Origin of the sequence: Iodidimonas nitroreducens, assembly GCA_000710935.1 — a bacterium.
GTDB classification, from domain to species: Bacteria; Pseudomonadota; Alphaproteobacteria; order Sphingomonadales; family Rhodothalassiaceae; genus Iodidimonas; species Iodidimonas nitroreducens.
The window spans coordinates 57,121-77,155 of the sequence record BAYV01000013.1 but is presented as its reverse complement, the minus strand read 5'-3'; the positions used below and the strand labels follow the sequence as shown (position 1 = coordinate 77,155).

18 protein-coding genes are annotated in these 20,035 nt (G+C 54.5%); 8 read left to right on the top strand and 10 right to left on the bottom strand.

What is annotated here, in order from left to right:
• The first annotated feature begins 28 nt into the window (after positions 1-28).
• Positions 29-1,375, top strand: coding sequence for a PEP-CTERM-box response regulator transcription factor (prsR, locus tag AQ1_RS06365; protein WP_042085455.1), 1,347 nt, complete (start codon positions 29-31; stop codon positions 1,373-1,375).
• Between the two features lie 106 nt (positions 1,376-1,481).
• On the opposite strand, the gene AQ1_RS06360 is transcribed toward prsR, so the two are convergent.
• From AQ1_RS06360 to AQ1_RS06350, 3 genes are all read right to left on the bottom strand, one after another.
• On the bottom strand, positions 1,482-2,186 hold the full coding sequence (locus tag AQ1_RS06360) for a hypothetical protein (RefSeq protein ID WP_150007184.1): 705 nt from the start codon (positions 2,184-2,186) through the stop codon (positions 1,482-1,484).
• A 328-nt stretch (positions 2,187-2,514) separates the two neighbouring features.
• The gene (locus tag AQ1_RS15435; RefSeq protein WP_313981400.1) at positions 2,515-2,640 is read right to left on the bottom strand and encodes a hypothetical protein; all 126 of its coding nucleotides are present in this window, start codon (positions 2,638-2,640) and stop codon (positions 2,515-2,517) included.
• A 394-nt stretch (positions 2,641-3,034) separates the two neighbouring features.
• Entirely contained in the window at positions 3,035-4,036 is a 1,002-nt protein-coding gene (locus AQ1_RS06350; RefSeq protein WP_052371051.1) for an alpha/beta fold hydrolase, read from the bottom strand.
• 181 nt (positions 4,037-4,217) lie between these two features.
• Between AQ1_RS06350 and egtB the strand changes: the two genes are divergently transcribed.
• Entirely contained in the window at positions 4,218-5,564 is a 1,347-nt protein-coding gene (egtB, locus tag AQ1_RS06345; RefSeq protein WP_313981396.1) for an ergothioneine biosynthesis protein EgtB, read from the top strand.
• Positions 5,564-6,562, top strand: a complete 999-nt coding sequence (gene egtD, locus AQ1_RS06340; RefSeq protein WP_042085447.1) for an L-histidine N(alpha)-methyltransferase — start codon at positions 5,564-5,566, stop codon at positions 6,560-6,562. Before egtB ends, egtD begins: the two co-directional genes overlap by 1 nt.
• A 3-nt stretch (positions 6,563-6,565) precedes the next feature.
• On the opposite strand, the gene AQ1_RS06335 is transcribed toward egtD, so the two are convergent.
• Positions 6,566-7,720 carry an acyl-CoA dehydrogenase family protein gene (locus AQ1_RS06335; RefSeq protein WP_313981392.1) on the bottom strand — a complete coding sequence of 385 codons (1,155 nt, stop codon included), beginning with the start codon at positions 7,718-7,720 and terminating at the stop codon, positions 6,566-6,568.
• 247 nt (positions 7,721-7,967) lie between these two features.
• Between AQ1_RS06335 and AQ1_RS06330 the strand changes: the two genes are divergently transcribed.
• From AQ1_RS06330 to AQ1_RS06315, 4 genes are all read left to right on the top strand, one after another.
• Positions 7,968-8,153, top strand: a complete 186-nt coding sequence (locus AQ1_RS06330; protein ID WP_042085583.1) for a DUF1289 domain-containing protein — start codon at positions 7,968-7,970, stop codon at positions 8,151-8,153.
• Complete coding sequence (locus tag AQ1_RS06325; protein ID WP_042085445.1) at positions 8,150-9,148, top strand: cobalamin biosynthesis protein CobD/CbiB; 999 nt, start codon at positions 8,150-8,152, stop codon at positions 9,146-9,148. The genes AQ1_RS06330 and AQ1_RS06325 overlap by 4 nt, the downstream gene beginning before the upstream one ends.
• Before the next feature lie 64 nt (positions 9,149-9,212).
• The gene (locus AQ1_RS06320; RefSeq protein ID WP_052371050.1) at positions 9,213-10,661 is read left to right on the top strand and encodes a glycosyl transferase family protein; all 1,449 of its coding nucleotides are present in this window, start codon (positions 9,213-9,215) and stop codon (positions 10,659-10,661) included.
• Positions 10,658-11,947, top strand: coding sequence for an NfrA family protein (locus AQ1_RS06315; protein WP_042085443.1), 1,290 nt, complete (start codon positions 10,658-10,660; stop codon positions 11,945-11,947). The genes AQ1_RS06320 and AQ1_RS06315 overlap by 4 nt, the downstream gene beginning before the upstream one ends.
• A gap of 29 nt (positions 11,948-11,976) precedes the next feature.
• Here AQ1_RS06315 and AQ1_RS15100 read toward each other — a convergent pair whose 3' ends face one another.
• The 4 genes from AQ1_RS15100 to AQ1_RS06300 form a co-directional block, all read right to left on the bottom strand.
• Entirely contained in the window at positions 11,977-12,156 is a 180-nt protein-coding gene (locus tag AQ1_RS15100) for a hypothetical protein (protein WP_150007181.1), read from the bottom strand.
• Positions 12,157-12,221: 65 nt separating this feature from the next.
• Complete coding sequence (locus tag AQ1_RS06310; RefSeq protein WP_042085442.1) at positions 12,222-12,890, bottom strand: hypothetical protein; 669 nt, start codon at positions 12,888-12,890, stop codon at positions 12,222-12,224.
• Entirely contained in the window at positions 12,887-14,473 is a 1,587-nt protein-coding gene (locus tag AQ1_RS06305; protein WP_042085441.1) for a peptide chain release factor 3, read from the bottom strand. Before AQ1_RS06305 ends, AQ1_RS06310 begins: the two co-directional genes overlap by 4 nt.
• Positions 14,474-14,571: 98 nt before the next feature.
• Positions 14,572-15,015 (bottom strand): DUF4399 domain-containing protein, encoded by a 444-nt coding sequence (locus AQ1_RS06300; RefSeq protein WP_462687112.1) that lies wholly within the window; start codon positions 15,013-15,015, stop codon positions 14,572-14,574.
• A 338-nt stretch (positions 15,016-15,353) separates the two neighbouring features.
• Between AQ1_RS06300 and AQ1_RS06295 the strand changes: the two genes are divergently transcribed.
• The gene (locus AQ1_RS06295) at positions 15,354-18,407 is read left to right on the top strand and encodes a TonB-dependent receptor plug domain-containing protein (protein ID WP_042085439.1); all 3,054 of its coding nucleotides are present in this window, start codon (positions 15,354-15,356) and stop codon (positions 18,405-18,407) included.
• Positions 18,408-18,506: 99 nt separating this feature from the next.
• Here AQ1_RS06295 and AQ1_RS06290 read toward each other — a convergent pair whose 3' ends face one another.
• Both AQ1_RS06290 and AQ1_RS06285 read right to left on the bottom strand, forming a co-directional pair.
• Positions 18,507-19,685 carry a saccharopine dehydrogenase family protein gene (locus AQ1_RS06290; protein ID WP_042085437.1) on the bottom strand — a complete coding sequence of 393 codons (1,179 nt, stop codon included), beginning with the start codon at positions 19,683-19,685 and terminating at the stop codon, positions 18,507-18,509.
• Between the two features lie 32 nt (positions 19,686-19,717).
• A complete protein-coding gene (locus AQ1_RS06285; RefSeq protein WP_042085435.1) occupies positions 19,718-20,035 on the bottom strand; it encodes a 2Fe-2S iron-sulfur cluster-binding protein in 318 nt (105 codons plus the stop codon).

The following is a 20,035-nucleotide window of genomic DNA, read 5'->3' as shown; positions in this document are numbered from 1 at the left end:
CGGTTATGATGGGATATGGTCTCGATTTATGAATGAACCAACACGAACATTGCTGATCGTTGATGATGATCCGGGCATCAGGGGGCAATTGAAATGGGCCTTTGATGATCTGGAATGCACCTTATGCGCCGATCGCCCAAGCGCCATCAAAGCCGTGCGAAAAGAAGCCCCTGCTGTGGTTTTGCTCGATCTTGGGCTGCCCCCCGATACCGATGGCCCCAGCGAAGGTTTATCGGCCTTGCGCGATATTCTGGCCGCCAGCCCCGATACCAAAGTGATCATCATGACCGGGCAGAAGGAACGGTCCTATGCTTTGAAATCGGTCTCGCTTGGGGCTTATGATTTTTATGAAAAGCCGCTGGATGTGGATGAATTGCGGTTGATCGTGCGTCGGGCCTTGAAGCTTTATGATCTGGAGCAGGATAATCGCCGCCTGCAGCTTGAAAGTCAGGCCAATGCGATCCCTGACCTGATCACCGCCAGCCCCAAAATGAAATCGATTGGTGATCAAATCATGCGTCTGGCGAAAACCGATGTCTCGGTTTTGATCATCGGTGACAGCGGCACGGGCAAGGAATTGCTATCCCGTGGGGTGCATAGCCTGAGCCGACGCAGCAAGGGCCCGTTCATCGCCATCAATTGCGCAGCCATTCCTGAAAATCTGTTGGAATCCGAACTCTTTGGCTATGAACGCGGGGCCTTCACCGGGGCCCATAAAACAACCATCGGCAAGATCGAACAGGCCCATGAAGGGACTTTGATGCTTGATGAAATCGGCGATCTGCCTTTGTCCTTGCAGGCCAAGCTTTTGCGGGTCTTGCAAGAAAAAACCATCGAACGGGTGGGCGGCCGAAAGCAGATTGCCATCAATTTTCGCATGGTGTGTGCCACCAATTGCGATCTGGAAAAAGCCATTGCCGAAGGGCATTTCCGCGAAGATCTTTATTACCGGGTTGGCGAAGCTGTGGTGCAGGTCCCCCCTTTGCGGGACCGGCCGGAAGATGCCCTGCTCATCGCCCATCATTTTCTCGACACATGGAGCCATGAACAGGGGCTGAAAAACCCCGGTTTTGCCGGAGATGGATTGGCTGCGATCTCGCATTATCACTGGCCCGGCAATGTGCGCGAATTACAAAGCCGGATCAAACGGGCTCTTGCCACCGCCAATGGCCGGATTTCAGCGGCTGATCTTGATCTTGCCGAAAGCCCCGATGAACAGATCCTGACCATCAAAATGGCCCGCCAGAGGGCCGAGCTGGACTCGATCCAAAAAGCCATGGCCCAAACCGATGGCAATATATCCGAGGCCGCGCGTCTCCTTGATGTGAGCCGGCCCACTTTATATCAATTGCTCAATGAGCATGGCTTGCGGTAAAGCGAGCACCCCTGAAATCACCGCTAAAAGGCGAAGGGCGCAGCCGGGGTTGAAGCGGCGCGCCCTTCTTCTCAGGAGTTCCCCCTCCCGATTGTTTAGCTCAAAATCATGCCGCACCCTTTTTGATCAGCTGGCACAACCGGCTGCGACGACCGCCCAGCAAGCCCAGCAGGATCAGGCCAAAACCCAGAAAAACAAGGGTCGCAGGCAAAGGGACTGCGACGGTGGTGGAGGTGGTTGGCGACAAAAACACGGACGCATGGGACAAAGCATTGACCCGGTTATTTCGGCCACCCCCCGAAAGAGCCGAAGACAAAGCAAAATCACCCCCACGCACCGAGATCAGATCGTCAAAGAAAAAGGCACTAAAGCCATTACCATGCTTGAAACTGATGACGAATGGACCGGCAATCGCTGCGGTATCATCCCAAAGCGACCAGATACCGCTGGTTTGATCAGTGCTGGCGAGGAATGCAGGATTATTGCCATCGCTTTTTCCGAAAAAGATCCAGTCGGTAGCGCCGAAAATATCCTCATCATTGAGCAATGACAAAAGAGGATCGCCATCACCTGTGGCATCATTCCCCGCCAAGCGCCCAACACAGCTTTTGAAATTAACAACAGCCCCGCTGGCTTCATGCGCCGTGACGGTGGCATTTCCACAGCTACCATCGCCAAGCCCACCCGCTACGATCTCAGTAGCCTGGCTTTTGACCGGGACCAAGCCGAGCACCATAATCACGGCAGCCACAAGATGGAGGGACAAGCCCCGCAATCCTTTTGCCGATACTTTAGCGATCATTGCGCGCATCTGATGCATCATTTTGCCATTTCATGGATAGTCGTTTACTGAAAAATGCAAATCTCATGCCATTAAAGTAAATATTATAAACCCTTCATGAACCACCGTTTTTTAAATCACACTTAAAAAAATGACCATGAAATGTCAGAAAATATAACACATTTTTGTCGTTGCCGCGTTCTTTTGTAAAATTTACGGACAACCTGCTCCCGTTTATTGCCAGAGCCTATCGAAAAATTCGCCAGCGAAAACAAACCAGCCCGATAGGCAAGAGGCTTGGAGCCATTTTTGTCATTGATCAAATAATGGGTGCATTCCGAATGCCCCATGACCGATATTACAGAATAAAAACAAGGATGAGCATCACAGCCAACCAGCCGATCAGGCTGCCCGCGAGCCAGATCAGAAAAGCCGCGCGATGGCTCAATATAGAAAGCGCCTGTCTTTTCGTTGGTTTTTCCATAAATCACAATCCAGACATACAGAAAATTCAAACAAAGATGCGGACGTCATGCGTATGCCACAATCATTAATTATGCATATCCTATGCCAAACTAAGAATGGGCACATCATATAATACAAAAATATTTGTGGATAATGGTGCCGAATCGCTGTAAAATGGTAAGCTTTAAAGTGATTGTCCAATCAGGCAGGGACGATCTTAAAACGCTATAAGGCAAATAAAGAACAGGGGATAAATTTCATGGCGCAGATCACAATCCTGACCTGCGGACTTTTAAGCGCCGCAGCGGGTGCCGCCTTTGCCTTTTTCATGACCACGATCTTTGATACAGACCTGTTCATCTGCATGATCGCCGCAAGCTTGGGAGCCGTGATCGGCAGTCTTTTGGGTTGGACTATTCTAAGGCATTTTCTGGGGGAATTTTCTGAACCGTTTTCTGACAGCGCCGATCATATCCGTCCAAATCATTGATGAACGCAACAATATCTGAAACCACATCATCCCGCTGAAGATCACGCAAAAGCAGATGATAACCATCTGCATAGCGCCGGATGATGCGCTGCTCTTCCGGAATCGTGTGGGCGATGGCCTCAATGGCCTCGATAGGCAGGATTTCGTCTTTCTCGCCAATCAGCACAAGGGTCGGCACATCCAGCCTACGCGCCGCTTGCATCGCCTGTTCCATCAGGGAAACAAGCCCATAAATCGCATCCACCCGCGTCGCCTTGATCACATGAGGATCGCGCCCCATTTTGATCAATGCCTCGCGATTATCCGATGCCACACGCTTTAGCCCCTGCCCGGTCAGTTCCCATCCGGGGGCGATATGGGCAGCTAACCATAGGCTCATCCGATAGAAAAACGGCATCTCAGACCAGCCCCACGCGGCGGGAGATACCAGCACCGCGCCATCGGCCTTTGGGCTCTTGTCATCCTGAGCCAAAGCCAGAACCGACACCGCCGCGCCCATGCTTTCCCCCAGTAAAATCACCGGAAGATCAGGATGGCGGGCTTTCAAAAGACCGATCAGGGCTTGGGCATCGGCACGCAAGGCATCCGCCCCCGCCCAAATTCCGGCCCGCGGATTTTCACCAAAGCCCCGCTGATCATAGGCATAAACCCGCACGCCCCAATCAGCCAGCAAAGGTGCCGACCAATCAAAAGCGGCGCGATAATCATTGAACCCATGCAAGGCCAGCACCACAGCGCAGCTTGGCGGTGCCGTCCGATCAGGATCAGGCCAGATTCTGAGCGGCAGAGCGCGGCCATCCGGGGTCTGATAAATCTCATCCTGAATATTGCCCGCCATGGGCGCCGATGGCGGCTGAAAGGGCTGCACCACAGGGCTACAGGCCACCGCCATCAGCCACCCGCCCAACAAAGAAAGACGCGTCATCCCCCTCATATCAATGATTTTTCCCATATATTTTACAGGCATTAGCTAAACATTTGTGTAAAAATCCACATTGTCATAAAGAATGAAGACCCTATATCTTGTAGCGCAGCCCTTCACCCATAGGAATTTGCGGGCCTATCCAATCTCTCGCTTTCCTGCCATTTTATCAGGTGAGTTCCCCGTGCAAACACCTCATCAACAAAATTTATTATCCGCTGATCTGATGGATGCCCAAGCGCTGAAGGCGCATTTTTTTGATGTGCGAAAGACCACCGAAAATCTTGTGGCGCCCCTTTCGGCGGAAGATGCCCAAATCCAATCCATGCCCGATGCCAGCCCGGCAAAATGGCATCTGGCCCACAGCACCTGGCTTTATGAAACCTTTATTCTCAAAGCCTATGATCCCGATCATCCGGTGTTTGACGAGGATTTCCACTATCTGTTCAATTCTTATTATGAGGCCGAAGGGCCGCGCCACCCGCGCCCGCAACGCGGCCTTTTGAGCCGCCCCTCTTTGCAAACAGTGATGGATTATCGCCGGGCAACCGATAACCGCATGGCGGATTTTCTCGATCAAATGAGCGCGCATCCCCAATGGCCGCGCATCGCCGCTTTGATCACATTGGGCTGCCATCATGAACAGCAGCATCAGGAATTGCTGCTCACCGATATCAAACATGCCCTGTCGTGCAATCCCACAGCCCCCACCTATGCCCCGTCTTTTCCCAAAATGATCACCCAAGCCCCCGAGGCGCGCTGGGTAAAAATGACCGGTGGTCTCAAAAAAATCGGCCATGATGGCACTGGTTTTGCCTTTGATAATGAAGGACCGCAGCACCAGATCTGGCTCCATGATCATGCCTTGCACAATCGCCTTGTCACCACTGCCGACTATCTGCAGTTCATCGAAGATGGTGGCTATCGCACCCCCACCCTATGGTTGTCTGAAGGCTGGGACTGGGTAAACCGGCATCATGCCAGCGCCCCCCTTTACTGGACCCAAAGCAAAGACGGCGACTGGAGCATTTTCACCCTTTACGGCCGCCAACCAATCAATTGGGCGGAGCCGGTTTGTCATCTCAATCTCTATGAAGCCGATGCGTTTGCCACATGGGCCGGGGCCCGCCTCCCGCGCGAGGATGAGCTTGAATGTGCCACGCTTTTAGCGATGCAAGATGATGATGAGGCGAAACGCAAAGCCGCGATCATCGCCAGCCACCGGTTGCACCCGGCGCCTGCGCAACTGCCGCAAAATCGCCGCATGGATGCCGATGATAACCCATCCTTGCTTCAGCTTGCGGGCGAGGTTTGGTCCTGGACATCTTCCTCTTATGGCCCCTATCCGGGCTTTCAGCCTTCCCCCGGCGCGATTGGCGAATATAATGGTAAATTCATGTGCAATCAGTATGTGCTAAAGGGGGCTTCGTGCCTGACACCCGCCAAACATTGGCGGCCCAGCTATCGCAATTTCTTTCCCGCCCATGCCCAATGGCAATTCACCGGATTAAGACTGGCCAAGGATATCTGATGCAAAAAAAGACGACGCAAGCGACCAAAAGCCCGGTTCATTTCATTGATCTGGCGCCCGAAGCTGAGTCTTTTGAACAGGCTGCCCTTGCGGGCCTGAAGGCTGCCAAAAAAACGATCCCGGCAAAATTTTTCTATGATGCCCATGGTTCGCGCCTGTTTGAAGAGATCTGCAAACAGCCCGAATATTATCCCACCCGCACGGAATGCCGCCTTTTGCGCGACCATGGCAAAGACATCGGCGCGGCCGTGGGCCCTGATGCTCTGGTCATCGAATTTGGTGCGGGTGCCCTTGAAAAAGTGCGGCTTTTGCTCGATGGGCTCGATAATCCCGCCGGTTTTGTTGCCATCGATATTTCAGGGGATCATCTGCTTTTGGCGGCCCAGGAACTGGCGTCCGAATTAGCATCTGCAAATCCCGATCTGGATATCACCGCCATCTGTGCCGATTATACAAGGCTTGATGCCCTGCCCGCCCCCCTCAACACCTCGCCCCATAGAAAGCTGGGCTTTTTCCCAGGGTCAACGATTGGCAATTTCAGCCGTGCCGACGCCGTGGACTTTTTGAAAATCATGCATCATCTGCTGGGCCCAGATGGGATGCTGCTGATCGGTGTGGATCTGAAAAAAGATCCGGCCATTCTTGATGCTGCCTATAATGATGCGAAGGGGGTCACCGCCCAATTCAATCTCAATGTGCTCCGGCGATTAAACACCGAATGTGGGGCCAATTTCGATCTTGATGCCTTTCGCCATGTGGCTTTTTACAATCCCGATCGAAATCAGGTGGAAATGCATATCGAAAGCCTTTGCGATCAAAGCGTGACGGTGGCAGGCACCCGGATCGATTTCAAGGCGGGTGAGCGCATCCACACGGAAATAAGCTGCAAATACAGCATCGGAGAATTTGCCGATCTGGCCCGCTCAGCAGGCTGGGCCCCGCAACAGGTGCTGACCGATGATCAATCCCTGTTCAGTCTGCATATTCTGCGCACCTGAAGATCAGGCCGCCAAAGCCGCATAGCGCCGCACATGATAATCGCGATCACCAAACAGGGCATTGATCATGTGCAGGCGTTTGAAATAGGTCCCCACATTCAATTCTTCTGAAACCCCCATGCCGCCATGCAATTGCACGGCATTGGCAAGGATCATGCTGCCATTGCGGCTGATTTCCGCCTTGGCAGCAGAAACCGCCCGGGCCCGTTCAACGGGGTTATCCTCGCCAATCCGCATGCTGGCAACATAAACCAAAGAGCGGGTTTGTTCCTGCGCAATCACCATTTCAGATAAGCGATGCTGCAAAGCCTGAAAGCTGGCGAGCGGACGGCCAAACTGGCTGCGCTGCAACAAATAAGCACGGGTGGCTTCCACCGCCGCATCGATGATCCCCATCGCCTCGGCACAAAGGGCGGCGGCCGCGCGATCCAAAAGGGCGGATAAAAAAGGCAACGCGCCATCTTCGGGGCCCAGCAGGGCTTCGGGATCAAGCTTCACATCATCAAACACAATATCGCTCACGCGCCCGCCATCGGTGCTGGGCACGGTGCGAATCTGCACCCCGGGGGCCTTGCTATCCACCAGAAAACAGGAAAGCCCGCGTTCATCGGTGCGCCCACCGGCGGTGCGCGCCGGAACGACCAGAAGATCCGCCACATCGCCATTGAGCACGATGCTTTTTGCCCCCGAAAGGCGCCATCCCTTGCCGCTGATGCTGGCGGCAGTCGAAACATCGGCCAGATCATAGCGGGCCTGTGGTTCCACAAAAGCAAGGCTGGCAAAAAGATCACCGGCCATGATGGGGGGCAGAAACCGCGCCCGTTGCTGTGCCGAACCCATGGCCTCGATCGCCCGACCCGCCATAAGAATGGTTGAAAGATAAGGTAGAAGCACCATCCCCTGGCCAAATTGCTCCATCAAAAGCATGGTGTCGATGGCTGTGCCCCCTAAACCGCCCACCTCATCACCCCCGGTGGAGGCATCGGTTGCGGCCTCGGCAAAGGGCAAGGCCAGCCAGCCCAATTCAGCGAATTTCGCCCAATGATCACGAGAAAATCCTTCCGGCGAGGCGGCCAGCGCCCGGCGTTTTTCAAAGGAATATTGTTCCTTGATGAATCGCGCCGCCCCCGCTTGAAGCATTTTCTGTTCATCGTTCAAGGAAAAATCCATAACATCACCTGTCTGGTCTATAAAAAACACAGCGCCCTTTTAAAAAAGCACAGCCGCAATCGTGATTGTGCACGCCAGAAAACAGATGGCAACCTGCCGCTTGCCTCAGGGGAGATATATCGTCATAAACTGTTATGATTTCGTCCTCTTGTGAAATCCATGCTCACTGCCAATCTGAATGCACAAGCCTGATCATAAGCCTTCGCCAGCAAGACCAAACAAACGGATGATCGCTATGGCCATCAAATCCCCCTGTATCGACCGCTGCAGGCTGGAGCCTGATTTGGGGCTGTGCATCGGCTGCTGGCGCACGGATCAGGAAATTGAACATTGGGCGCGGCTGAAGCCTGCGCAAAAACAGCAGATACTGGCCATGCTGCCGCGCCGCCGCCCCGGCCCTGTGGCCCGAGACCGATCATGACCGGGGGCGATCTCCCCTTTGCCAGCCTGTCTGGCGCCATGGTGATCGTGCTGGCCCTTGTGTTCAATCTGATCTTTTGCAGTTCCAGCCGCATCAGCCGGGTTTTTTCTTTCCCCATGACATGGGCCAGCGGGCTGATCGCAAAGATGGAAAGCCGCTATAATCAACCAAGCCATGATGACAGGATGCGCCGCGCCGATTCTTTGTCGGTGGCTGTTTTCCTGCTGATTTTCGGGCTTTTATGCGGCTTTCTCTTGAGCATTGCGCTCGCGCAATTTCCTTATGCCTGGATCATCAAAGCGATGTTTCTGGCATCCCTGATCAATTTACGGCCCATGCTCGAACGCTTGCGCCTGATGGCCAACAGCCTCGCTTTAGGCCTTGAAGAAGGGCGCGCCATGCTCACCCTACTCACCGGCCGCGATACCAGCCGCATGAACGAAAGCGCCCTTTCCGCCGCCGCCATCGAAAGCGGGGCCATGGGTTTTGTGCAGGGCCATATTGCCCCGATCCTGTGGTTTGTACTGGGCGGGTTTCCGGCACTCATCGCCTATAAGCTTTTGGATACCGCCAGCATCATGATCGATGAACAATCCGATCATGCGCGCAGCTTTGGCACCTATCCCCGCGCCTTTTCCGCCGCCTTTCTGCTGCCCGCCACTGTGCTTTCGGCCCCCTTTCTGCTTTTGGGCAGCCTTGTTCTCTGGCCCGGGCGCACGATCCAGGCCTTGCGCATCCTGTGCCGCAATCACCGCTATGCCTGGCCCGTTTTCAGCCCGGCCATCGCAGTCTTCAGCGGCAGCTTAGGCGTGCGGCTCGGGGGGCCCGTCTGTATCGGCAGCCATCAGCGCAAGGGCGATTTTTTCGGTGGCCAGCTTGCTGAACCCGGCATCAGGGATATTACAATCTCAAGAACATTATACGCCATATCCTGCGCTATTCTCGTTCTTATGTTGTTTATTCTTGAATATGCTGCATCTTTTATTTCTTTATAGTTGATATTTCAATTTATGTTCCCCTAGATAGGGCCCTTCATCAAAACAGGCGGGGGGCGCCTTTATGGATGCTGCTGATGCGCTCCATGCGGGGCTAAACCTCCTTGTCTGGATCATTGCTGCGCTGATCCTGCTGTCTGGCCTTGATGATCTGTTCATCGACCTGGCAACCCATTATCGTAGCCTGTCGCGCTCCCTGACCATTTACCGGAAATCTGCCCGCGCCAATTCGCAAAGCCTTCCTGTGCAAAAACAAAAGCCAATCGCTATTTTTCTGCCCGCATGGAATGAAAGCGATGTGATAGCGCCGATGCTGAAACGGCTTCGGCGCAGCCTGCGCTATGATCATTATGTTGTGTTCTTAGGCGTTTATCCCAATGACCGTGAGACCGCCATTAAGGCACGGGCGGTGGATCGTGAACAGAGCTGGCTGAAAATCCTGTGTCTGGATCATGATGGCCCCACCAGCAAAGGCGATTGCCTGAACCATCTATGGCGGGCGCTGATTGCCGATCCGGCCTATGACGATTTCCAGCAGATCATTTTGCATGATGCCGAAGATGTGGTGCATCCCGATGAATTACAGCTTTTCAATTATCTGGCCGATCGGGCCGATCTTATCCAATTGCCGGTGATCCCGCTGCCGCCGCCCCTTCGCAGCCTTGTGGGTGGGCATTATCTGGATGAATTTGCAGAATCCCATCAAAAAGATCTGGTCCTGCGGGAATGGATGGCAGGGGGCATTCCCTGTGCGGGCGTTGGCTGCGCCTTTTCGCGCAAGGCCTTAAGCCATATCGCCCAAATATCAAAGGCGCCGGGGCCGTTCCCCCAACACAGCCTGACTGAGGATTATGAACTGGCCCTGATGCTTTTAAAGCTGGGCTATAACAGCATTTTCGTGCGGCTGCCCGAATCCGAAGATCAGCGCGCGGTGATCGCCACGCGGGAATATTTTCCCACGGCTTTCAAGGCGGCGGTCAGCCAGAAATCCCGCTGGCTGATCGGTATCGTTTTGCAATCCTGGAAAAGTCAGGGCTGGCCCGGATCATTGGCCATGCGCTATATGCTGATGCGGGATCGCAAAGCCATTCTCACCGCCTTTATGGGGGTGGCGGCTTATGTCCTTGTGCTGGCTTTGGCGCTTTATGAAGGGGCGAGGCACGCCCATCTGACCGATATGCCGCCGATCATCGATCCCCGCTCCCCCTTGATGATGCTGCTTTTTTTGAATGCCGGGCTGCTGATCAATCGCGCCGGACATCGCGCTTTTTATACCGGCAGGCTTTATGGCTGGCAGCAGGGATTATTCTCCATCCCCCGGGTTTTCATCGGCAATCTGGTGAATTGTGCGGCCGCCTGGCGGGCTTTGCGGCTTTATCTGGTGCATCTTTTTCATGGCACGCCCCTGCAATGGGAAAAAACCAGCCATCTGTTTCCCGATGATCCCGCTGATCTGGCCGCTGATCTGGCCGGTGATCTAGAGGAACAAACGGATCATGAGGGCAGGCGATGATCTTCATGCGCGCCCTGCTCATAGCCTTTTGCTGGATGCAGTCTTTGCCGACAGCGGCCCAGATCGAGGTCAGGGTGAAGCCGCAGAACCCGCCCCTTTCCGCCCATCAGGCGGCAACGGAAGCCTATCAGGCGCTGAATGCAGGGGATCAGGCCATGGCTGCCCATTTCCTGGCTTTGGCGATTGAACAAACAGCAGATGAGGCGCGCCGCCATCAATGGGCGCTGGATCTGGGCCATATTCAATCCGCCCTCGCCCGCCATGCCCAAGCGGCGCAGTCCTTTCTTCTGGCTTTTTCCATCCGCCCCAAAGCCGAAAGTTTGGCATCCGCAGGCTATGCCTTTTTGGCTGCTGGCGATCAGCCTGCCGCCCGGGATGTTTTTGCGCAATTGGTGGAAAAAGCCCCTGATCATCCGGTTTATCATCGGCAATTGGCCTATTTATGCCGACATGACGGGGATATGGCCTGCGCGCGCACCCATTTCATCACAGCCCTCGGCCTTGATCACGATCCCCTGATTTTAGAGCAAACACGGCGCGAAATGCGCGCCCTAGATCGCATCATCTGGGGATCGGCGAGCCTGTTATGGCGCACGGATGGCCCCGATGATGAAAGCCTGTTGCTGGGGGATCGGGTTCTGAGCCAAAGTCAGGGGATCATCGAAGCCAATGGCCGCCTGCCCCTGTGGCTGGGATCACCGGATCGCTGGATGGCCGGATTTGCGCGGCTTTTATGGTCGGTTGATGGGGCCGATCCCTTACCACAGGCCAAAAGCGAACAGGCGGGCTTTGGCCTGAAACTGAAGCCCTTTGCCTCTCAGGCCATCATAGTGGGCGCAGAACGGCTGGTGTCGGTCGGGGATTTTGCCCGGGATGATTGGTTGGTTCGGGTCTCTGGCTCATGGGGCGCGGGCTATGAACGGCCCGTGGCGCATCAGGGGTCATCCTGGCTTTTCTGGTCGGTTTTTGGCGATATCGCAGGGATTGGGTTTGAAAAAACCGATTGGCAGATGAATGGTGAAGGGCGCATCGGCCGATCCTGGCAAAAAAACGGCTTCATCCTGACGCCGCATCTGCTTTTATCTGGCCTGTGGCAGGATGACAGATCGGGGCGCACCTCCCTTTTGGAAGGCGGACCGGGGCTGACGATAGCCCTGCCCTTTGGCGGATCGGCGCGCCAAGCCCCGGCGCAAAAGATCGAACTGACCACCCAATTGCGGATCAATCTGGCGGGCACATCCGATAATGATGAAGGGCTGAGCATCATTTTAAGCTTCAGCTTTTGACCATAAGCTCACTGAACAGGTTAAAAAAATCAGCCATCATGGCCATACAGGCGGGGGCATGAAGCCGGGCTTTGGTCGGTTTTCTCTTCATCCCGCAAGATCAGATCGGCCTTTCGCTCCAAAAGATCAACCAGCATGGCCTGATCGGCACCATCCAACCCTTCCAAAACATAGCGCAGCCGCAAAAGCGCCGTGTTCATAAGCTTCACGTTCTTAGGCTCCGTACTTTTTCCCATAGACCCCCCACCTAAAGACACCCCAGAAAAAGACCCCCTCAAAAATCCGATGGCGCATCATCCCCGCTCAAAGGGGAACCGCTGACCTCCAGCGCGATCCAGCCATCGCGATCTTTAACGAAACGGGCCGTTTGATAGCGCGAAACCGTTTGCCCTTCATCATCAAACCAAACCCGCAGATCACACACGAAGCCGGGCTTTTCAACCGCCTTGATACAGGCAATCTTTTCCACCCGCTGATAGGCCATGGGCTTCCCCGAAAACACAGAATTGGAAACCGCAAGGCCCGCATCCTCAAGTGCTTTTTCAAGGGCTTTCATGCCCTGGCTCAGGCTGTTTTGTGCCCGATCCAAAAGATGGCAGGGCATGGTGAAACGCTCCCGGCTTTCCCGGCCATCCATGCGATTGATGATAATCTCCATCGATGTGCACTTGCGGCTTTCCTCAGCGGATTGATCAGAACCCGCTTCAGGGCCAGCATCAGGAGAAGCTTCAGGTTCACCATCAGCAATGGAGTTGGCGGCCCTCTCGGCCTCATCCCTGTTTGAGGCAAAGGCCATGGCGATCAGCTCATAATGATCTGAAAGCGCCTGATCGATGGCGGCCGCATCCGGGGCGTCTTGATCATCCGCCCCCATACAGGCCGATGTCAAAAAAACCGATCCGATGATCAGGGCCCATAATGCCCCTGTTCTCCGCTTTATCATGCTACCTCCTGCTTGGTTTTAAGAAAGCGCAGATCGGGCCAATCATCCTGCCCCTTGTTCAGGTGCCAGCTATTGCGCGCCAGATAAACCGGATGGCCGCTATGATCCTCGGCCAAAGAGGCGCGATTGGCTTCCATGAACTGCTTCAGCAATTTGGGATCATCCCCAACCACCCAGCGGGCCGTATAAAGCTCGGTCGGCTCGAAACGCACGGGAATATTATATTCCGTATCGATCCGTGCGGCCAGCACATCAAATTGCAGGCTGCCCACCACCCCCACGATCCAATCGGCCCCCAGATAGGGTTTGAACACCGAAGCCGCGCCTTCTTCAGCCAATTGCTCCAAAGCACGGGCCAGATGCTTGGCGCGCATGGGATCGATGGGGCGCACCCGCTGCATCAATTCAGGGGCAAAGCTTGGGATGCCGGTGAAGCGGATGTCTTCGCCTTCGGTCAGGCTATCCCCGATTTTATAGCCCCCATGATTGGGAATGCCGATGATATCACCGGCCACTGCGGTTTCCGCCAGCTCGCGATCCTGCGCCAGAAAAAGCTGCGCATTATGCACCGATATGGTTTTGCCCGAGCGCACATGGCGCAGCTTCATCCCCCGCTTGAAACGGCCTGAGACCAGCCGCACGAAAGCCATGCGGTCCCGATGCTTGGGGTCCATATTGGCTTGAATCTTGAAAACGAAACCGGAAAATTTGTCCTCGTTGGGCTCGATCCGGCGTTCAATGGCCTTATGCGAACGGGGAGGAGGCGCAAAATCCCGCAGGCCTGACAAAAGATCGCGCACGCCAAAGCTGTTTAGGGCACTGCCGAAAAAAACCGGAGTCAAATGCCCTTCCAGATAAGATTGGAGATCAAAGGGCTTGCAAAGGCCGCGCACCATTTCCACCTGCTCGCGCAGGGTTTGAAGGCTATCTTCCGGCAGATAATCGGCCAGGCGCGGATCATCAAGCCCAGAAAGAGAAATCCCCTCAGAGCGGATATTCTTGTCGGCGGCCTGCATCAAAATCAGGCGATTATTAATCAGATCATAGCAGCCCTTGAAATCGCGCCCCATACCGATCGGCCAGGATGCCGGCGACACATCAAGCGCCAGCGTTTGTTCCACCTCATCAAGCAAATCAAAAGGATCGCGGGCTTCCCGGTCCATCTTGTTCACAAAAGTGGCAATCGGCATATCGCGCAGGCGGCACACTTCGAACAATTTGCGGGTTTGGGTTTCAATCCCCTTCGCCGCATCCAGAACCATCACCGCGCTATCAACCGCTGTCAGCACCCGATAGGTATCTTCGGAAAAATCCTCATGGCCCGGGGTATCCAGCAGATTAAAGGTGCAGCCTTCCCAATCATAGGTCATCACCGATGAAGCAACGGAAATGCCACGCTCCTGCTCCACCTTCATCCAATCGGATCGCGCCCGGCGTCGCTCGCCACGGGCACGCACTTCACCGGCAAGCTGAATGGCCCCCCCAAAAAGCAGAAGCTTTTCGGTGAGCGTGGTTTTCCCGGCATCGGGATGAGAGATGATGGCAAAGGTGCGGCGATTGCCAATATCTTCGGTCAGAGTCATGAGGGTTCGTCCTTTCACATCTGCGCGCAATTTAAGGACTTTGCACAAATATGAAAGGGCCGTTTGTCGTTTCAATCGCTAGAAACGCCTTTAGCGGCTTATTTCACCGTGATGGTGATGGGTTTCGAGACGATGGGCGGATCAATAGGCACATGATTGGCATCCCCCAAAACAAGCTGCAAACGATAGTCACCCGGTTCCAGATCCAGAGTCGTCTGCGTTTGCCCTCCGCCAAAATGGCGATGCTGATCGTCGGCGGGGATGGGATAGGTCATATCCTCATCAGATAAGCTCGCATTGATCAGCAGATGATGATGACCCGTGCCCTCTTTATCCACCCCTGCCGGAGCCACGCCATAATTCTTGAGCCCAAAAACCACTTTAACCGGGCTTTCAACAACGGCCCCATCCTCCAGATTGACGATATAAGCCTTGGGTTTTTCCTTGTGATCATCGGCCATCGCCACAGATGATCCAAAGCCCCCGGCCATCAGGGCAACCACGGCCATGGGGGCGAGATGTGCTTTTAACGACGACAACATAACAATCCTCCTGCAAGATGAAAAAGCCTCATGGCTTATACACATATAGGCTATGTATGACCGTTCTGATCATAAGCAAGGCTAAATCATAAGCAAGCTTTGGCCTTCGTGGGGCGTTGCCCAAATTCCCGCCACAACTTGCATCTAATGCCTAAATTTTAGGCTGATTCGCAATAAAGTGAAACATTTTTGCCGCAGTGCACATATTTAATATGTCAAATACAGAGCTTCGCGGTTAATTATCTTTCCAAAAGCAGTGGTTTTGTAAAAATACAATCGTTTGAAACCTCATAACCAATTAAAGGGGTCATAACCCCCAATTCACGGAGGAAACGATCATGCCATCTGTCATCCAACGCCGGCAGGCACTTCTGGCCGGTGCTGCGGGTCTTGCTCTGTCTGCCAGCCTTGTCCTGCCGGCCAGCGCCCAAGCCCAAACCGAAGCCCAGGCCCAAACCGAAGCCCCTGATGAGGCTGTTGAAGAAATCGTCGTCACCGGCTCGCGCATTGCCCGCAGCAATCTCAGCAGCCCCAGCCCGGTCACCACGATCGATGCCACCGATATCAAAAGATCGGGGGAAACTGATATTTCTTCTCTGTTGCGCGAAATTCCGGCGCTCAATAGCTCTTTGCCTGCCAATCAATCTGATCAGAATGGCGCGCCTGCGGGGGTTGGTCTTCTCGATCTTCGGGGGCTTGGGAGCGAGCGGACTCTGGTTCTGATCAATGGTCGTCGTCATGTCTCGGGCGTTGCGGGCACAGCAGCGGTGGATGTGACCAGCATACCCGTCGCCCTCATCGAGCGGGTGGAAACGCTGACCGGCGGCGCATCGGCCATTTATGGTGCGGATGCCGTTTCCGGGGCGGTTAATTTCATCCTGCGCGATGATTTTGAAGGGCTTGATGTGCGCTCGCAATTCGGCATCAGCGAACGGGGCGATTCCGAAGATTTATTTTTGTCTGCAACCGGCGGCACCAATTTTGCCGATGGTCGCGGCAATGCCGTGGTCAGCGTGGAATATACCCAGACCGGCAATATCAAGGTTGAAGATCGACCCAATATCGCCGGTCTCGGCTTTGCCGCTTTCGTGCCCAATTCCCCTGAACTGGCCGCAAGGCTAGGCGTCAATCCCGATGCCGTGAATAGCTTTGCGCAAAATGCGCGGCTGCCGGTTTCCAGCCCTTTTGGCATCATCTGGCTGCAGGATCAGAATAATTTCAACGATCCCGGCTTCATCAATCTGCTTGATCCCGGTGCCACTGTTGGCGGCTTTCCCATTGCCCAGATCGTGGATGAAACCGGCACTTTGCGCGCTTTCAATCCCGCCGATATTTTCCTTGATCTGTTCAATGGTATCGGCGGCGATGCGGTGCCCGGCCTGCCCAATATCGGCTGGCTGCAGCCCAAGCTCGATCGGGTCAATGTCAATGGCAATGTGAACTATAAAGTCCTTGATCAGCTCAATTTCTTCATTGAATCGAAATTTTCCTATAACGCCACGAAATCGGTGGATCAGGTCAATGGCTTCAATGACGATATCCCCATTTCCCTCGATAATGGCTTTATCCCAACCGCTCTGCGCAGCCAGATCGATAGCCTGATCGGTCAGGGGATCACCCCGGTGCTGACGGTTTCCCGCGATAATCTCGATGTGCCCGCCCAAACCCAGGCCGATCAATACAGCTTCCGGGTGGTTACCGGCATCGATGGCGAGTTCGACAATGGCTGGAGCTATGAAGTTTCGTATAATTTTGGCCGAACCGAACGCAATTTCACCAATCTGAAAACCCGCATTGAGGATCGGTTCTTTGCCGCCGTTGATTCCGTAATCGATCCCGATAGTGGCGAGGTGGTGTGTCGGTCTGATCTCGACCCTACGGCGATCCCGCCCATTTCCCCTTTCCCTGCCGCGCGGGAAGGTTTTTTAAGCTTTAATCCGGGGAGCGGGCAATGCGCGCCGATCAATATTTTTGGCGCCAATACCACGAGCGAGGCGGCAGAAGATTTCATCTTCCAGCGTTCGGTGGAAAATTCCGAGCTGACACAGCAGGTGATTTCCGGCTTTATTTCGGGTGACACCGCTGGCTTCATCGAGTTACCGGGTGGGGCCATCGGCTTTGCAGCGGGTGCGGAATATCGCGAAGAAAAAAGCGAATTTGAACCCAATGCCTTTGAAACTGCCGGCCTGAGCTTTAATTCCGTCACCACGAGTTCCGAGCCGGTGGATGGCCGTTTCGATGTTTGGGAAGTTTTTGGCGAAGTCAATATCCCGATCATCAGCGATGTGCCTTTCATCAAGGATCTGAGCATCGATGGTGCGGTGCGCTATGCCGATTACAGCACAGTGGGATCAACCGTTTCGTGGAATGTGGGCGGCTCTTATGCGCCGGTGGATGATATCCGCTTTCGCGGCACCTTTGGCCGTTCGGTGCGCGCCCCCAATATCAACGAGCTGTTTTCACCCCCCCAACCCATTTTCATCGATGCCGATTTCGATCCCTGCAATGCCAACCGGGTCAATGCGGGAACCGAATTTCGGGCCCAGAACTGCCAGGCATTGGTGGGCGATAATTTCAATTCCACTAATTTCAATTCCGCCTTCGTCACCGGACGGGCGGGCGGCAATCCTGATCTGGCCGAAGAAGAAGCCGATACTCTGACCATAGGGGCCGTGATCACCCCGCGCTGGATTCCCGGCTTATCGGCTACGGTCGATTTTTATGATGTGGAAATTTCCGATGCCATCATCGTGGTCAGCGCTGAGCGGATCATCGAGAATTGCGTGGATGCCCCCAGCCTTGATAATGAATTCTGCGCTCTCGTCACCCGCGATCCGGTCAATCGCAATATCACTTTCTTTGAATCCGGTCAGCAGAATGTGGCGGCGTTGGAGGCCCGTGGGATCGATTTTGAAGTCAGCTACGGCTTTGATCTGGCCGATCTGGGCCTATCGGGCAATTGGGGCAGCATCGATATCCGCACCAATGGCACCCGCAATCTGCGGCGCCGGGATTTCGATTTTCAGGAATTTTCTGATCAATTCGATAATCAACTGGGGGAAAACACCTTCCCCAAATGGATTGTCAATACCACAGCCACCTGGCAGGTCGATCAATACAGCCTGTCCTGGCAAACCCGTTTCCAAAGCAGCCAGTTGCTCCCCAATGTGGAAAATCTGAGCATTGAAAGCGATCCGCTCTTTGCCGATCCTTTCGAATCCGGCAATGCCTTTGTCCATGATCTTTCGGCCAGCTATGACATCACGGATCGCTTCCAGATTTATGGGGGCATCAACAATATCGCCGACCGCAAGCCCTTCCTGAGCAATCTGGTCCGGCCAGTCAGCTTTGTGGGTCGATCCTTCTTCATCGGCTTTAATGGGACGTTTTAAGCCGATCCCTAAGGCCATCCGCGTCTTTTAAACAAAAAAACAGGGGAGCCCGCGCGGCTTCCCTGTTTTTATTGGCTTATCGATTGATTAAAAGCGCGATCAGCCCTGCTCCACCCGAAAGCGCAGGCCCGCCCGCGCTTCAAGGCGCTTGATCAATGCCGTGCCCATGGCGGCTGCGGGGGTCCAGATGCCGCCCTTTACATCAGGGCAATCGTGCAAAAGACAAAGGGCGGCTTCGGTGATCATTTTCGATGTGGAGCCATAGCCGGGATCGCGATCCCCGCTCACCGAAACCCGCACCGATTGGCCATCATCCGTGGGCGCTATGAACAAAACATCATAAGAGCCATTTTCCCGCTCTTCACGGCTTGGCCCCTCGCCGGGCTTCAGACCATCTTCCTTCATCATCGATTTATCTTCGGCCACGGCCTTTGCCACCGCCTCGCCCTTATCGCCGGGGCCGGTGAGGATCATCTCATCATAAGTGAAATCGCGGCCCCAGGGATGCCCCAAAAGCGCGTGGCTGCGATGCACATTGCGAGTATTGATCGGCGCCATGATGAAAGGAGCGGCCCAGGATTGGCACTGTTCATCAAAAAGCGGCTTCATGCCCGAAGGCTGTTTGGGGCCATCGAAATCCGGCACCAAAGCAAAGGGATCGCGCAGCAATGCCAGAATATCGGGATTCTCTGCTGCCGCTGCCAATGTGGCCTTCAGGCTGGCTGCCGTGCCGCCGGAAAAACCCCCCTTCATGCTTCGCACCCGGCCATGAACCTGCCGCAAAGGCGCCCCGGTTTGCCGACGCGCTTCCGATTGCAAAAACAACACGCCCAAATCGAAAGGAATGGAATCGAAGCCGCAGGAAAAAACAATCCGTGCTCCCGATTGTTGGGCGGTTTGTTCATAAGCATCAATCATCTGGCGCATCCAGGCCGGTTCACCGCACAGATCCACATAATCGGTGCCCGCCTTGGCACAGGCTGCCAACAGCCCTTCGCCATAAAGCTGATAGGGCCCCACCGTGGTGATCACCAGCCGGGTTTTCGCCACCATATCGTGCAGGGATTGGGGATCATCGGCATCGGCAAGGATCAGCGGAAAATCAGCGGGCAAGCCCAGTTCATCGCGCACATCCGATAGCTTTTGTGCATTGCGGCCGGCAAAAGCCCAGCGCACATCTGTTTCGCCATAGTTTTTGGCAATATATTCGGCCACCAGCTTACCGGTAAATCCGCTGGCACCATAAAGCACCAGATCATAATCGCGTTGGGTATTCATTCATTGCCTTTCAATTTTGTGCTCGATGGGGATCATTCTTCCGGGGCGACGGTCACCTTCAAGCCATCCAATGCATCCGAGAGCGGGATCTGGCATGATAGCCGCGACTGCTCCTGATAATGCACGCTATCGGATAGCAGTTCATATTCATCGTCTTCGCGATCCGGCAATTTTCCCAGCCAAGCCTCATCCACATAGACATGACAGGTCGCACAAGAACAGCAACCACCACAAATGGCGGCCAGATCATCGATGCCGGCTTTGCGGATCGTCTCCATCAGGGTTGCGCCCGGCCTTCCTTCTATTTCATGGGTGTCACCTGACCAATCGGTCACATAAATTTTGGGCAT